This is a genomic window from Pseudomonas sp. SbOxS1, assembly GCF_013416725.1.
Classification (GTDB): domain Bacteria; phylum Pseudomonadota; class Gammaproteobacteria; order Pseudomonadales; family Pseudomonadaceae; genus Aquipseudomonas.
Genome location: NZ_JAAVXC010000051.1, coordinates 68,584 through 83,469, shown reverse-complemented (window position 1 = coordinate 83,469; position 14,886 = coordinate 68,584). Strand labels below are relative to the sequence as shown.

11 protein-coding genes are annotated in these 14,886 nt (G+C 61.2%); 6 read left to right on the top strand and 5 right to left on the bottom strand.

Annotated features, from left to right (window positions below; translation table 11 throughout):
* Window positions 1–79 precede the first annotated feature (79 nt).
* Both HFK74_RS30750 and HFK74_RS30745 read left to right on the top strand, forming a co-directional pair.
* Complete coding sequence (locus tag HFK74_RS30750; RefSeq protein WP_180206824.1) at window positions 80–1,231, top strand: TDT family transporter; 1,152 nt, start codon at window positions 80–82, stop codon at window positions 1,229–1,231.
* A gap of 104 nt (window positions 1,232–1,335) precedes the next feature.
* Window positions 1,336–3,210: an MFS transporter gene (locus HFK74_RS30745; protein ID WP_180206823.1), complete on the top strand. Its 1,875-nt coding sequence runs from the start codon at window positions 1,336–1,338 to the stop codon at window positions 3,208–3,210.
* An 8-nt stretch (window positions 3,211–3,218) separates the two neighbouring features.
* On the opposite strand, the gene HFK74_RS30740 is transcribed toward HFK74_RS30745, so the two are convergent.
* From HFK74_RS30740 to HFK74_RS30720, 5 genes are all read right to left on the bottom strand, one after another.
* Window positions 3,219–4,145, bottom strand: a complete 927-nt coding sequence (locus HFK74_RS30740) for a GGDEF domain-containing protein (RefSeq protein ID WP_180206822.1) — start codon at window positions 4,143–4,145, stop codon at window positions 3,219–3,221.
* A gap of 361 nt (window positions 4,146–4,506) precedes the next feature.
* The gene (locus HFK74_RS30735; RefSeq protein WP_180206821.1) at window positions 4,507–5,247 is read right to left on the bottom strand and encodes a YciK family oxidoreductase; all 741 of its coding nucleotides are present in this window, start codon (window positions 5,245–5,247) and stop codon (window positions 4,507–4,509) included.
* 173 nt (window positions 5,248–5,420) lie between these two features.
* Window positions 5,421–6,092, bottom strand: coding sequence for an N-acetylmuramic acid 6-phosphate phosphatase MupP (gene mupP / locus HFK74_RS30730; protein WP_180206820.1), 672 nt, complete (start codon window positions 6,090–6,092; stop codon window positions 5,421–5,423).
* A gap of 4 nt (window positions 6,093–6,096) precedes the next feature.
* Window positions 6,097–6,795, bottom strand: a complete 699-nt coding sequence (ubiG, locus tag HFK74_RS30725; RefSeq protein ID WP_008065228.1) for a bifunctional 2-polyprenyl-6-hydroxyphenol methylase/3-demethylubiquinol 3-O-methyltransferase UbiG — start codon at window positions 6,793–6,795, stop codon at window positions 6,097–6,099.
* 58 nt (window positions 6,796–6,853) lie between these two features.
* Window positions 6,854–8,188, bottom strand: coding sequence for a TRZ/ATZ family hydrolase (locus HFK74_RS30720; protein WP_180206819.1), 1,335 nt, complete (start codon window positions 8,186–8,188; stop codon window positions 6,854–6,856).
* A 108-nt stretch (window positions 8,189–8,296) separates the two neighbouring features.
* Here HFK74_RS30720 and mtnA point away from each other — a divergent pair, with 108 nt between their 5' ends.
* The 4 genes from mtnA (at window position 8,297) to pheA (ending at window position 14,884) form a co-directional block, all read left to right on the top strand.
* On the top strand, window positions 8,297–9,373 hold the full coding sequence (gene mtnA, locus HFK74_RS30715; protein ID WP_180206818.1) for an S-methyl-5-thioribose-1-phosphate isomerase: 1,077 nt from the start codon (window positions 8,297–8,299) through the stop codon (window positions 9,371–9,373).
* A gap of 426 nt (window positions 9,374–9,799) precedes the next feature.
* Window positions 9,800–12,454, top strand: coding sequence for a DNA gyrase subunit A (gyrA, locus tag HFK74_RS30710; RefSeq protein WP_180206817.1), 2,655 nt, complete (start codon window positions 9,800–9,802; stop codon window positions 12,452–12,454).
* 250 nt (window positions 12,455–12,704) lie between these two features.
* On the top strand, window positions 12,705–13,790 hold the full coding sequence (serC, locus tag HFK74_RS30705) for a 3-phosphoserine/phosphohydroxythreonine transaminase (protein ID WP_180206816.1): 1,086 nt from the start codon (window positions 12,705–12,707) through the stop codon (window positions 13,788–13,790).
* Window positions 13,790–14,884 (top strand): prephenate dehydratase, encoded by a 1,095-nt coding sequence (pheA, locus tag HFK74_RS30700; protein ID WP_007939916.1) that lies wholly within the window; start codon window positions 13,790–13,792, stop codon window positions 14,882–14,884. The genes serC and pheA overlap by 1 nt, the downstream gene beginning before the upstream one ends.
* Window positions 14,885–14,886: the final 2 nt, after the last annotated feature.

Sequence of the window (14,886 nt, the reverse complement as noted above, 5' to 3'; positions counted from 1 at the left end):
TTAGAGATATTACCCGTTATATAGATATTCGATCCGGATCTAAGATGGGCTCCACCTCACGAGAGGACAGGAGTTCGCCATGACATGCCCCAATACCATTAAATCCGGAATCAAACCGTTCAGCCATTTGCAGCACCCGCGCGAAGTCATCCGCCAGTTCACCCCCAACTGGTTCGCCGCCACCATGGGCACCGGGGTGCTGGCCTTGGCACTGGTGCAATTGCCCGTTGCCAGTCCGGTGCTGCGCGCCATTGCCGAAACCCTTTGGTTGTTCAATATCGGTCTGTTCCTGTTGTTCACGGCGCTGTACGCGGCGCGCTGGGTGATGTTTTTCGATGAGGCGCGGCGGATTTTCGGCCACTCCACGGTGTCGATGTTTTTCGGCACGATCCCCATGGGCCTGGCGACCATCATCAACGGCTTCCTGCTGTTCGGCTTGCCGCGCTGGGGCGAGGGTGTGATCCACCTGGCCGAGGCCTTGTGGTGGCTGGACGTGGCGATGTCGGTGGCGTGCGGGGTGCTGATTCCCTTCCTGATGTTCACTCGCCAGGAGCACAGCATCGATCAGATGACCGCGGTCTGGCTGCTCCCTGTGGTGGCGGCGGAAGTGGCGGCCGCCAGCGGTGGTTTGCTGGCGCCGCACCTGGCCGATGCCCATGGGCAACTGGTGATGCTCGTGACCAGCTACGTACTCTGGGCATTTTCCCTGCCGGTGGCGTTCAGCATCCTGACGATTCTGCTGCTGCGCATGGCGCTGCATAAACTGCCCCACGAAAACATGGCCGCTTCGAGCTGGCTGGCACTCGGGCCGATTGGTACCGGTGCACTGGGCATGTTGCTGTTGGGCGCCGATGCGCCGGTGATCTTTGCCGCCAACGGTTTGCCGGGTGTCGGTGAAATTGCCGCGGGGCTGGGCCTGGTCGCCGGGATCACCCTGTGGGGCTTTGGCCTGTGGTGGATGCTGATGGCCGTGCTGATCACCCTGCGTTATCTGCGCGCCGGTATTCCCTTCAATCTCGGCTGGTGGGGTTTCACCTTTCCGTTGGGTGTCTATTCTTTGGCAACGTTGAAACTGGCCAGCATGCTGCACCTGACGTTTTTCAGTGTCTTTGGTTGTGTGCTGGTGAGCCTGCTGATCGTGATGTGGCTGATCGTCGCCAAGCGTACGGTGCAAGGTGCCTGGCGCGGCGAGCTGTTCGTCTCGCCGTGCATTGCAGGATTAAAGAAATAACCGGCAAAGATTAGGTAATGTGTGGCCTGGATCGGCGTGCGACATTCCAAGACTGTATCCACGCCACTCGCTACCTATTCATAAGCTTCAGGGACACATGGAAGATGAGTCACCCTTCACAGTTCACCTTGCTGCGCACCCGGCGTTTCCTGCCGTTCTTCGTGACCCAGTCCCTCGGGGCGTTCAACGACAACATCTTCAAGCAGTCGTTGATCCTCGCCATCCTGTACAAGCTGTCGATCGAAGGTGACCGTTCGATCTGGGTCAACCTGTGCGCGTTGCTGTTCATCCTGCCGTTTTTCCTGTTCTCGGCGCTGGCCGGGCAGTTCGGCGAGAAATTCGCCAAGGACGCGTTGATCCGCCTGATCAAGCTCGGGGAGATCGCCATCATGGCGGTGGGCGCGGTGGGCTTCCTGTTCGATCACCTGTCGTTGATGCTGCTGGCGTTGTTCGCCATGGGCACGCACTCGGCGCTGTTCGGGCCGGTGAAGTACTCGATCCTGCCCCAGGCCCTGCGTGAAGATGAACTGGTGGGTGGCAATGGCCTGGTGGAAATGGGTACTTTCCTGGCGATCCTGGCCGGAACCATCGGCGCCGGCATCATGATGTCGTCCAGTCACTATGCGCCGGTGGTGTCCACCGCGATCATCGCTATCGCCGTACTCGGTTACCTGGCCAGCCGCGGCATTCCGCGGGCGGCAGCGGCCTCGCCGCAAATGCGCCTGAACTGGAACATCTTCAGCCAGTCCTGGGCCACGCTGAAACTGGGCCTTGGGCAGACCCCGGCGGTGTCGCGCTCGATCGTCGGTAACTCCTGGTTCTGGTTTGTCGGGGCGATTTACCTGACGCAGATCCCGGCCTATGCCAAGGAGTGGATGCACGGCGACGAAACCGTCGTGACCCTGATCCTCACGGTGTTCTCGGTCGGCATCGCCGTGGGTTCGATGCTCTGCGAGAAGCTCTCCGGGCGCAAAGTCGAAATCGGCCTGGTGCCGTTCGGTTCCTTCGGGTTGACCGTGTTTGGCTTGTTGCTGTGGTGGCATTCCGGCGGTATTGCGGAAAGTGTCGACGGTCATGGCTGGCTCGAGATCCTCGGTTTTGGCCATGCCTGGCTGGTGTTGCTCGACATCCTCGGCCTGGGGGTGTTCGGCGGTTTCTACATCGTGCCGCTGTATGCCCTGATCCAGTCACGCACCGCCGAGAACGAACGGGCCCGGGTGATCGCCGCCAACAACATTCTCAACGCGCTGTTCATGGTGGTGTCGGCGATCGTCTCGATCATCCTGCTGAGCCTGGTCAAGCTGTCGATCCCGCAATTGTTCCTGGTGGTGTCGTTGCTGAACATCGGCGTCAACGCCTACATCTTCAGGATCGTTCCCGAGTTCACCATGCGTTTCATGATCTGGCTGCTCAGCCATTCCATGTACCGCGTGGAGCATCGCAACCTGGACCTGATTCCCGATGAGGGGGCGGCGTTGCTGGTGTGCAATCACGTGTCGTTCGTCGATGCCTTGCTGATTGGCGGCGCGGTGCGTCGGCCGATCCGCTTCGTGATGTATTACAAGATCTATAACTTGCCGGTGCTCAATTTCATCTTTCGCACCGCAGGGACGATTCCTATTGCGGGCCGTCAAGAAGACATCCAGATCTACGAAAAGGCCTTCACGCGCATCGCGCAGTACCTGAAGGACGGAGAGTTGGTGTGCATATTCCCCGAGGGCAAGTTGACCGCCGATGGCGAGATCAACGAGTTCAAGGGCGGGCTCACGCGCATTCTCGAAGAAACCCCGGTGCCGGTCATTCCCCTGGCATTGCAGGGGTTGTGGGGGAGCTTCTTCAGCCGCGATCCGGGCAAGGGGCTGTTTCGCCGCTTGTGGTCGCGGGTGACGCTGGTGGCGGGGCCGATGGTGGCTGTTGAAACAGCGCAGCCGGCCCGGTTGCAGGCAATGGTGGGTGAGTTGCGTGGCGCGGTGCGCTGACCCGGATATCACCCCGCCATCGTCAGCCGATTACGCCCCTCGCGCTTGGCGACGTACAGTGCGCTGTCGGCCCTACGCAACAGGCTCTCGGCGGATTCGCCGGGCAGCAGGGTTGAGCAGCCAAGGCTGATTGTCAGCTCCACGGTGCGGCCATCGGCGGGATAATCTTCGGTCTGCGCTGCGAACCGTAGGCGCTCGCCGACCAGGGCCGCCGCTTCCCGGCTGGTGTTGGACAGCAGGATCAGGAACTCTTCGCCCCCGTAGCGAAACACCATGTCGACGTTGCGCAGCTGGTTCTTGATCGAGGCGGCCACGGCCTTGAGCACGTCATCGCCGGCACTGTGCCCATGGGTGTCGTTGATCTGCTTGAAGTGATCGATGTCCAGCATCAACAACGACAGGGGCTGCATATGACGTCGAGCCAGTTCGATTTCCCGCTGCAGCGTCTGGTCCATGGCGATGCGATTGCCGGTGTCCGTCAGCGGGTCGCGCAATGCACTCTGGGTGGCGGCGCGGTACAGCAGGGTATTGCGCATCGGATAGAGCAGCGCGGCCAGCAGGGACTCGAGGCTGGCCTGCTCCTGTTCGCTGAAGCGCTGGTTACGGCGAAAGATCAGTTCGCCCAGGTGCTCGCCTTCGTGGCTCAGGCTGTAGCTGATCGAATGGTGACCTCGCAGGCCGAATTCCAGGCGCAAGTCGCTGCTCTTGTGCAGGTAGCTCAAGGCATCAAGGGGCACCAGTCGCTGGATTTCGCGGTAGAACAGCCCGAGTATGCGTTGCGGCTCAAGACTGGTTTGCAGCTGCAGGTTCAATTGCTGGCGCAGTTGCGCAAGGCTGACGGGCCTCTCCAGGATCGGTGGCTGCTGACCAAACCCCAGGCGTTGCAATTTGGCGCTGTCAAAGTCAATTGCGTTGGTCTGGGAAGGTGGTTTCATATGGCGTGCGCCCTTGAGCAGTAAGGCTGTCTTACAAGCTGGGTGCGAGCGGCTCTTGGCCGCGCGTCATACTGGTCCGTCAGTCCCTTGGGACATTTCGTACAAGCTTAATCTGCTTTATCGCAGATTAGTAATCCGCAATTTGGCCGCGAAGCCGCGGCTTTTCCACAGCGGGTTCGGGCAAATACACAGCGAAAGTCGTGCCATTTAGCAACTTTTATATAAAAACCCTTATCTATCAATGGGTTGATAAGCGCTAAAGTGGAGGATGGAAATTTTGCGACGGTTGTTTGACTGAAAGCGCGCTGTCGCTGGAGAGCCGCGTCGGGAAGTCGACGCGGCACAAAAGCGACGGACGGTATTACTGGGCGTTGAACGCCTGGCCGTTGATACCGGTGCTGTCCGGCCCCATCAGGTAGAGGTAGACCGGCATGATCTCCTCGGGCGTAGGGTTGTTCAGCGGGTTTTCACCCGGATACGCCTGGGCGCGCATGCTGGTGCGAGTGGCCCCCGGGTTGATGCTGTTGGAGCGTACTGGCGCCACGCTGTCGACTTCGTCGGCCAGGGTTTGCATCAGGCCTTCGGTGGCGAATTTCGAAACCCCGTAAGCGCCCCAGTACGCGCGACCCTTGCGCCCGACGCTGCTGGAGGTGAACACCACCGAGGCATCCTGGGACAGCTTGAGCAGTGGTAGCAGGGTGCTGGTCAACATGAACATGGCGTTGACGTTGACCTGCATGACGCGCATGAAGTTTTCGCCGGACAGCTGTTCGATCGGGGTGCGCGGACCGATGATCGACGCGTTGTGCAGCAAGCCATCCAGGTGGCCGAATTCGCTTTCGATCATCGCGGCCAGCTCATCGTATTGATGGGGCAGGGCGGTTTCCAGGTTGAACGGGATCACGGCCGGTTGCGGATGGCCGGCGGCTTCGATCTCGTCGTAGACCTGGGTCAGGTTGGCTTCGGTCTTGCCCAGCAACAGGACGGTGGCGCCATGGGCGGCATAGGTTTTGGCGGCGGCAGCGCCAATGCCACGGCCGGCGCCGGTGACCAGGATGACCCGGCCTTTGAGCAAGTCGGGGCGGGCGGAATAATCAAACATAAAAAACCTCACGAAAACAGACGACAGATCGCGGCGCGGCCATTCGCGGGCAAGCCCGCTCCCACAGGTCTTGTTGAGGATACAAAATTTGTGATCACCCCGGACCCTGTGGGAGCGGGCTTGCCCGCGAAGGCGTCAGCATTCACTCCGCATTCCAAAAATCGGATGCAGGCTTAGCAGCCACACAGGGCGCTATCAAGCACCTTGCGCAACTCCAGCGGATGATCGACCACCACATCCGCGCCCCAATGCCGCGGATTGTCGTCCGGGTGGATGTAGCCGAATGTCACGGCGGCCGTCCGGGTGCCGGCATCGCGCCCCGATTCGATGTCGCGCAGGTCGTCGCCCACGAACAGCACGCTGGCCGGGTCGAGGTCGAGCATCTTGCAGGCGAGGATCAACGGTTCCGGGTCCGGCTTGCTGTTCTTCACGTGATCCGGGCAGATCAGCAGTGCCGAGCGCTCGGCCAGCCCCAGCTGCTGCATGATCGGCTCGGCGAAACGCAGCGGCTTGTTGGTGACCACGCCCCAGATCAGGTTGGCTTTCTCGATGTCGGCCAGCAGTTCGCCCATGCCGTCGAACAGCTTGCTGTGAACCGCGCAGCCCACCAGGTAGCGCTCGAGGAACTCCAGGCGTAACTCTTCGAAACCTGGCGACTCCGGGTCCATGGAAAAGGTCACGGCGACCATGGCCTTGGCACCGCCGGAGATTTCGTCGCGAATGTGCTTGTCGTTGATCGGCGGCAAGCCGCGGTCGGCACGCATCGCCTGGCAAATCGCAATGAAGTCCGGCGCGGTGTCGAGCAGGGTGCCGTCCATGTCGAAAAGAACTGCTCTGATACGCATCGGCTTACTCCTCGCGCAGGGTCTGGATCATGTAGTTGACGTCCACGTCGGACGCCAGTTTGTAATGCTTGGTCAGCGGGTTGTAGGTCAGGCCGATGATGTCCTTGACGGTCAGGCCGGCCATGCGGCTCCAGGCACCGAGCTCGGAAGGGCGGATGAACTTCTTGAAGTCGTGGGTGCCGCGCGGCAACAGCTTCATGATGTATTCGGCGCCGACGATGGCGAACAGGTAAGCCTTCGGGTTGCGGTTGATGGTGGAGAAGAACACCTGGCCGCCCGGCTTGACCATGCGGAAGCACGCGCGGATCACCGAGGATGGGTCCGGTACGTGTTCGAGCATTTCCAGGCAGGTGACCACGTCGAACTGCTCGGGCATTTCCTCGGCCAGGGCTTCGGCGGTGATCTGCCGGTATTCGACGTTCACGCCCGATTCCAGCTGATGCAGTTGGGCCACCGCCAGTGGCGCTTCGCCCATGTCGATGCCGGTCACGGTCGCGCCGCGCTGGGCCATGGCTTCACTGAGGATGCCGCCGCCGCAACCGACGTCGAGGACTTTCTTGCCAGCCAGGTTGACTCGTTCGTCAATCCAGTTGACGCGCAGCGGGTTGATGTCGTGCAGCGGTTTGAATTCGCTCTCGCGGTCCCACCAGCGATGGGCCAGGGCTTCGAATTTGGCGATTTCGGCGTAGTCGACGTTGCTCATGGTTTAAGTCCTCTAAAACTTGAAAAATCCTGTAGCCCCGGTGTTGAGTCCGGGGGGCTTACGATTCTTTGCGTCCGCTGATGCGCTGGCCCCACGCCTTGGCGGTGGCCACCAGTTGTTGTTCATCCAGGCGCGTCAGGCGGCGGTCGTCGAGCAGTTGCTTGCCCGCGACCCAAAGGTGTTTCACGCAATCGCGACCGCTGGCATATATAAGCTGCGAAACCGGGTCGTAAACCGGTTGCTGGGCCAGGCCCGAGAGGTCAAATGCGACGATGTCGGCGGCCTTGCCGAGCTCCAGCGAACCCACCTCGGCTTCGATCCCCAGGGCGCGTGCACCGTTGAGGGTGGCCATGCGCAAGGCACTGTGGGCGTCCAACGCGGTGGCCGAGCCCGCGACGGCCTTGGCCAGCAGGGCGGCGGTACGGGTTTCGCCCAGCAGGTCGAGGTCATTGTTGCTGGCGGCGCCGTCGGTGCCGAGGGCCACGTTGACCCCGGCCTGCCACAAACGCTCCACCGGGCAGAAACCGCTGGCCAGCTTCAGGTTCGACTCCGGGCAGTGAATGACATGGGTGTTGCTTTCTACCAGCAGCGCCAGGTCTTCCTCGCTGATCTGGGTCATGTGCACCGCCTGGAAGCGCGGCCCCAGCAGGCCCAGGCGCGCCAGGCGGGCGAGTGGCCGTTCACCCCGCTGTTCGAGCGCTTGCTGCACTTCGAAGGCAGTTTCATGCACATGCATGTGGATCGAGGCGTCCAGCTCTTCGGCGATCACCCGGATTTTTTCCAGGTTTTCATCGCCCACGGTGTAGGGTGCATGGGGGCCGAAGGTGATTTTGATACGTTCGTGATGCTTGAGGTCGCCAAACAGCTCGACACCCTGGCGAATCGCGTCGTCCGCCGTGCTGGCGCCCGGGATCGGGAAATCCAGGATCGGAATCGCGATCTGTGCGCGAATACCGCTGTTGTGCACGCACTCGCTGGCAACCTTCGGGAAGAAATACATGTCAGAGAAGCAGGTGATGCCGCCTTTTAGCTGCTCGGCGATGGCCAGGTCCGTGCCGTCGCGCACGAATTCCTCGTCGACCCACTTGGCTTCGGCCGGCCAGATGTGGTTTTCCAGCCAGGTCATCAGCGGCAGATCATCGGCCAGGCCGCGGAACAGGGTCATTGCCGCATGCCCGTGGGCATTGATCAGGCCGGGGCTGAGCAGGATGTCCGGCAGTTCGCGCACTTCGGTTGCGTTAAGCTTCAGGGCGTCGCGACGTGGACCGATGAAGGCGATGCGCCCGTCACGGATGCCCAGGCCATGATCCTTGAGCACGACGCCAGCGGGTTCGACGGGTACCAGCCAGGTCGGCAGCAACAACAGATCGAGCGCAACGGCGGTGTTCGGCATCGAGGATCGGTTCCAGGGCTTTTGTAAAGGATGGCGAAGTATACCCGAGCGTCTTCGTCGGGGGATCGCTATAATCGGCGGCTTTTGTTTCTGACTGCGGGGTGTGGGATGCGCGATCGACTGTTGGCTGCTGAGAAGGTAAAGGCCATCGATTGGCGTGATGGCACCTTGTACCTGCTGGACCAGCGTGTTTTGCCGTTCGAACAAACCTGGGTCGCCTGTACCAGCGCAGCGGGCGTGGCTGAGGCCATTCGCTCGATGGTGGTGCGCGGCGCACCGGCCATTGGCATCAGTGCTGCCTATGGCGTTGTGCTCGCGGCGCGCGCCCGGTTCGCCGAGGGCGGCCATTGGCAGGCAGCGCTGGAGGAGGATTTCACGCAGCTCGCCGACGCCCGTCCAACCGCGGTCAATCTGTTCTGGGCGCTGGGCCGCATGCGCGAGCGCCTGGCACGGCTGAAAAAGCACGCGGACCCCTTGTCCGTGCTGGAAGCCGAGGCCCTGGCTATTCACGAAAGCGACCGCGAAGCCAACCTGACCATGGCGCAACTGGGCGTCGACCTGATCCGCAAGCACCAGGGCAACGCCCAGGCGATCCTTACCCATTGCAACACCGGCGCACTGGCCACCGGTGGCTTCGGCACGGCGCTGGGGGTAATTCGCGGCGCCTTCATCGAGGGGATGGTCGAGCGCGTGTATGCCAGCGAAACCCGTCCATGGCTGCAAGGCTCGCGCCTGACCGCCTGGGAGCTGGCCAACGAAGGCATTCCGGTGACCCTGCATGCCGATTCCGCCGCTGCGCACATCATGAAGATCAAGGGCGTCACCTGGGTCATCGTCGGCGCGGACCGCATCACCGCCAATGGCGACGTGGCCAACAAGATCGGCACCTATCAGCTGGCCGTCAATGCCATGCACCACGGCGTGCGCTTCATGGTGGTGGCGCCGAGTTCGACCATCGACATGGACCTGGCCAGTGGCGACGACATTGTGCTCGAGGAGCGCGATGGGCGTGAGTTACTGGAAGTGGGTGGCCAGCGGCTCGGGGCGGATGTCGATGCGTTCAACCCGGTGTTCGACGTGACCCCGGCGGACCTGATCGACGCGATCGTCACCGAAAAAGGCATCGTCGAGCGGCCGGACACGGCGAAGATGACGCAGTTGATGTGCCGCAAGCGCCTGCATTAAAGGTATCTGGTGTCTGACCAATCGCCTTCGCGGGCAAGCCCGCTCCTACAATGTTTTGCGGTGCTCACAAAACCTGTAGGAGCGAGGCTTGCCCGCGAAGGGGCCCTAAAAGGTAATGAATTAGCCAGAATCAACCCCAATTCAGCATTCAATCCGGCTCTAAGCCCCTCTGATCCCCCTCAAGCCTGTCATCGGTCAACTAACTATGCTCCATGCGCATCAGGGGGATAGGTGCGTGGCGGCTCTTGTGATAACATCCGGCGGTTTCCAAGGTTGCCCCGCGGGGTGACCTTTACTGCGCAGATCCATGGCATAACTCGTTGATTTGTCGTAAGTCGGTGCATGGCACTCAGCCTGCAGCGGCGAGCTTCGTTCGTCCCATATGGATGAGACGAAGTTTCACCAGAAAAAGGAATCAGGCTTCTCATGGGCGAACTGGCCAAAGAAATCCTCCCGGTCAATATCGAAGACGAGCTGAAGCAGTCCTATCTCGACTACGCGATGAGCGTAATTGTCGGGCGGGCACTGCCGGATGCGCGCGATGGCTTGAAGCCCGTGCACCGGCGCGTGCTGTTCGCGATGAGCGAGCTGGGCAACGACTTCAACAAGCCGTACAAGAAATCTGCCCGTGTTGTCGGTGACGTGATCGGTAAGTATCACCCGCACGGTGATACTGCGGTGTACGACACCATCGTTCGGATGGCGCAGCCATTTTCCCTGCGCTACCTGCTGGTAGACGGCCAGGGCAACTTCGGTTCGGTGGACGGCGACAACGCCGCGGCCATGCGATACACCGAAGTGCGCATGACCAAGCTGGCGCACGAGTTGCTGGCTGACCTGCATAAAGAAACCGTGGACTGGGTGCCGAACTACGACGGCACCGAAATGATCCCGGCGGTCATGCCGACCCGTATTCCCAACCTGCTGGTCAACGGCTCCAGCGGTATCGCCGTGGGCATGGCGACCAACATTCCGCCGCACAACCTCGGTGAAGTCATCGACGGTTGCCTGGCGCTCATCGACAACCCCGAGCTGACCGTCGACGAGCTGATGCAGTACATCCCGGGTCCGGACTTCCCGACCGCCGCGATCATCAACGGTCGCGCCGGCATCATCGAGGCCTACCGCACCGGTCGCGGACGCATCTACATGCGCGCCCGCTCGATGATCGAAGACATCGACAAGGTCGGTGGTCGCCAGCAGATCGTCATCACCGAACTTCCTTACCAGCTGAACAAGGCGCGTCTGATCGAGAAGATCGCCGAGCTGGTAAAAGAGAAGAAACTCGAAGGCATCACCGAGCTGCGCGACGAGTCCGACAAGGACGGTATGCGCGTCGTGATCGAGCTGCGTCGCGGCGAAGTGCCTGAGGTCATCCTCAACAACCTCTACGCCCAGACCCAGCTGCAAGCGGTATTCGGCATCAACATCGTCGCGCTGATCGACGGCCGTCCACGCATCCTGAACCTCAAGGACCTGCTGGAAGCCTTCGTGCGTCACCGTCGCGAAGTCGTCACCCGCCGTACCGTGTTCGAACTGCGCAAGGCGCGCGAGCGTGGCCACATCCTCGAAGGTCAAGCGGTTGCCCTGTCGAACATCGACCCGGTCATCGCCCTGATCAAGGCCTCGCCGACCCCGTCGGAAGCCAAGGAAGCGCTGGTCAGCACCCCTTGGGAATCCTCGGCAGTAGTGGCGATGGTGGAGCGTGCCGGTGCCGATTCGTGCCGTCCGGAAAACCTCGATCCGCAATACGGCCTGCGCGACGGCAAGTACTTCCTGTCGCCAGAGCAGGCGCAAGCCATCCTGGAGCTGCGTCTGCACCGTCTGACCGGCCTGGAACACGAAAAGCTGCTGGCCGAGTATCAAGAGATCCTCAACCAGATCGGCGAGCTGATCCGCATCCTCAACAGCGCCACGCGCCTGATGGAAGTGATCCGCGAAGAGCTGGAAGTGATCCGTGCCGAATACGGCGACGTGCGTCGCACCGAGATCCTCGATGCACGCCTCGACCTGACCCTGGGCGACATGATCCCGGAAGAAGATCGCGTCGTGACCATTTCCCACGGTGGCTACGCCAAGACCCAGCCGCTGGCGGCCTACCAGGCCCAGCGTCGTGGCGGTAAAGGCAAGTCGGCGACCGGCGTCAAGGATGAGGACTACATCGCTCACCTGCTGGTTGCCAACAGCCACACCACGCTGCTGCTGTTCTCCAGCAAGGGCAAGGTGTACTGGCTGAAAACCTACGAAATCCCGGAAGCCTCCCGTGCCGCCCGTGGTCGTCCGCTGGTCAACCTGCTGCCGCTGGATGACGGTGAATACATCACCACCATGCTGCCGGTCGAGGAATACACCGAAGGTCACTTCATCTTCATGGCCACCGCCAACGGTACCGTGAAGAAGACCCCGCTGGAATCCTTCAGCCGTCAACGCAGCGTCGGCCTGATCGCGCTGGAGCTGGACGAAGGCGACGTGCTGATTTCCGCGGCCATTACCGATGGCGAGCGCGAAGTCATGCTTTTCTCCGACGGCGGCAAGGTCACGCGCTTCAAGGAATCCGACGTTCGCGCCATGGGCCGTACCGCCCGCGGTGTGCGCGGCATGCGCCTGCCAGAAGGGCAGAAGCTGATTTCCATGCTGATCCCCGAAGAAGGCAGCCAGATCCTCACCGCTTCCGAGCGTGGTTTTGGCAAGCGCACGGCGATCACCGAATTCCCTGAGTACAAGCGTGGCGGTCAAGGCGTTATCGCCATGGTCAGCAACGAGCGTAACGGCCGTCTGGTCGGTGCGGTCCAGGTGCTCGACGGCGAGGAAATCATGCTGATTTCCGACCAGGGCACCCTGGTGCGTACCCGTGTCGACGAAGTGTCGAGCCTGGGTCGTAACACCCAGGGCGTGACCCTGATCAAGCTGGCCAACGATGAAACGCTGGTCGGCCTGGAGCGGGTCCAGGAGCCGTCGGAAGTCGAGGGTGAAGAGCTCGAAGGTGAAGAAGGTGCTGAGTTCGAAGGCAATGTCGTGATCGACGACATCGTCGAGGACCAGCAACTCGACGCCGCTGCTGACGAAGAACCACAGGAATAAGCGGGTAAGCAGGGGGCGGATGAAAATTCGCCCCCTTGTTGTTTGTCCTGAATGAAAAATTCGACACCCATGGAGTCCCTTGTAGGAGTGAGCCTGCTCGCGATGCAGGCGCCGCGGTATGTCTGACACATCGCGGTGATGCAATCGCGAGCAGGCTCACTCCTACAAAAGCTGTGCTTCAGCAGGGACCCTGTGTCGATTGATAATTTGATTTATTGCGTGATACCACCAAATCAGAGCGAGATTGGATGTGAGCAAGAGAGCCTATAACTTCTGTGCCGGTCCTGCGGCGCTTCCCGAAGCTGTCCTGCAGCGCGCCCAGGGTGAACTTCTCGACTGGCACGGCAAAGGCCTGTCGGTCATGGAAATGAGCCATCGCAGCGATGAGTTCGTGTCCATCGCCACCAAGGCCGAGCAGGATCTGCGTGATCTGCTGAATATCCCGTCGAACTATAAAGTGCTGTTCCTGCAAGGTGGCGCCAGCCAGCAGTTCGCCCAGATTCCCCTGAACCTGTTGCCTGAAAGCGGCACCGCCGACTATATCGACACCGGTATCTGGTCGCAGAAAGCCATCGAGGAAGCGTCGCGCTTCGGTAACGTCAATGTTGCCGCCACCGCCAAGCCCTACGACTATTTCGCCATTCCCGGCCAGAACGAATGGAAGCTGTCTAAAGACGCGGCCTACGTCCACTACGCGCCGAACGAAACCATCGGCGGCCTGGAATTCCAGTGGGTTCCGGAAACGGGTGAGGTTCCGCTGGTCGCCGACATGTCTTCGGACATCCTGTCGCGCCCGATCGATGTTTCGCGTTTCGGCATGATCTACGCCGGCGCCCAGAAGAACATCGGCCCGAGCGGCATCGTCGTGAACATCGTTCGCGAAGATCTGTTGGGCAAGGCTCGTTCCATTTGCCCGACCATGCTCGACTACAAGGTCGCAGCCGATAACGGCTCGATGTACAACACCCCGCCGACCCTGGCCTGGTACCTGTCCGGCCTGGTGTTCGAGTGGCTGAAAGAGCAGGGCGGTGTCGAGGCCATCGGTAAGCTCAATGACGTCAAGCAGCGCACGTTGTACGACTTCATCGACGCCAGCGGCCTCTACAGCAACCCGATCAACAAGTCGGACCGCTCGTGGATGAACGTACCGTTCCGCCTGGCGGACGACCGTCTGGACAAGCCGTTCCTGGCCGGTGCCGACGAACGTGGCCTGCTGAACCTCAAAGGTCACCGTTCCGTGGGCGGCATGCGCGCCTCCATCTATAACGCCGTGGACATCAACGCGATCAACGCGCTGGTGGCGTACATGGCAGAGTTCGAGAAGGAACACGGCTAATGTCTGAGCAAGAACTCAAGGCACTGCGCCTGCGCATTGATGCCCTGGACGAAAAAGTCCTGGAGCTGATCAGCGAGCGCGCACGCTGCGCCCAGGAAGTTGCGCGAGTAAAGATGGCCTCGCTGGCCGAAGGCGAAGTGCCGGTGTTCTATCGTCCCGAGCGCGAAGCTCAGGTGCTCAAGCGTGTCATGGAGCGCAACCAGGGGCCGCTGGGCAACGAAGAGATGGCGCGGCTGTTCCGCGAAATCATGTCCTCGTGCCTGGCTCTCGAGCAGCCGCTGAAAGTGGCGTACCTCGGCCCTGAAGGCACCTTCACCCAGGCCGCGGCCATGAAACACTTCGGTCACGCCGTGATCAGCAAGCCGATGGCGGCCATCGACGAAGTGTTCCGTGAAGTGGCGGCCGGTGCGGTGAACTTTGGCGTGGTCCCGGTGGAAAACTCCACCGAAGGCGCGGTCAACCACACCCTCGACAGCTTCCTCGAGCACGACATGGTGATCTGTGGTGAAGTCGAGCTGCGGATCCACCACCACCTGTTGGTCGGTGAAAACACCAAGACCGACAGCATCAGCCGCATCTACTCCCACGCCCAGTCCCTGGCCCAGTGCCGCAAGTGGCTGGATGCCCATTACCCGAATGTCGAGCGCGTGGCGGTGTCCAGCAACGCCGAAGCGGCCAAGCGGGTCAAGGGTGAGTGGAACTCGGCGGCGATCGCCGGCGACATGGCGGCCGGCCTCTACGGGCTGACCCGACTGGCCGAGAAAATCGAGGACCGTCCGGACAACTCCACGCGCTTCCTCATGATCGGTAACCAGGAAGTGCCGCCGACCGGCGACGACAAGACCTCGATCATCGTCTCGATGAGCAACAAGCCGGGCGCGCTGCACGAATTGCTGGTGCCGTTCCACGACAACGGCATCGACCTGACGCGCATCGAGACCCGTCCGTCGCGCAGCGGTAAATGGACTTATGTGTTCTTCATCGACTTCGTCGGCCACCACCGCGATCCGCTGGTAAAAGGTGTGCTGGAAAAGATCAGTCAGGAAGCAGTAGCACTCAAAGTGCTGGGTTCCTACCCGAAAGCAGTTCTCTAAGG

What these genes read in the sequence shown, in the direction of transcription:
- HFK74_RS30750 (WP_180206824.1), top strand. Translation starts at nt 80, where the DNA reads ATGACATGCCCCAATACCATTAAATCCGGAATCAAACCGTTCAGCCAT.
- HFK74_RS30745 (WP_180206823.1), top strand. Translation starts at nt 1,336, where the DNA reads ATGAGTCACCCTTCACAGTTCACCTTGCTGCGCACCCGGCGTTTCCTG.
- HFK74_RS30740 (WP_180206822.1), bottom strand. Translation starts at nt 4,145, where the DNA reads ATGAAACCACCTTCCCAGACCAACGCAATTGACTTTGACAGCGCCAAA.
- HFK74_RS30735 (WP_180206821.1), bottom strand. Translation starts at nt 5,247, where the DNA reads ATGTTTGATTATTCCGCCCGCCCCGACTTGCTCAAAGGCCGGGTCATC.
- mupP (WP_180206820.1), bottom strand. Translation starts at nt 6,092, where the DNA reads ATGCGTATCAGAGCAGTTCTTTTCGACATGGACGGCACCCTGCTCGAC.
- ubiG (WP_008065228.1), bottom strand. Translation starts at nt 6,795, where the DNA reads ATGAGCAACGTCGACTACGCCGAAATCGCCAAATTCGAAGCCCTGGCC.
- HFK74_RS30720 (WP_180206819.1), bottom strand. Translation starts at nt 8,188, where the DNA reads ATGCCGAACACCGCCGTTGCGCTCGATCTGTTGTTGCTGCCGACCTGG.
- mtnA (WP_180206818.1), top strand. Translation starts at nt 8,297, where the DNA reads ATGCGCGATCGACTGTTGGCTGCTGAGAAGGTAAAGGCCATCGATTGG.
- gyrA (WP_180206817.1), top strand. Translation starts at nt 9,800, where the DNA reads ATGGGCGAACTGGCCAAAGAAATCCTCCCGGTCAATATCGAAGACGAG.
- pheA (WP_007939916.1), top strand. Translation starts at nt 13,790, where the DNA reads ATGTCTGAGCAAGAACTCAAGGCACTGCGCCTGCGCATTGATGCCCTG.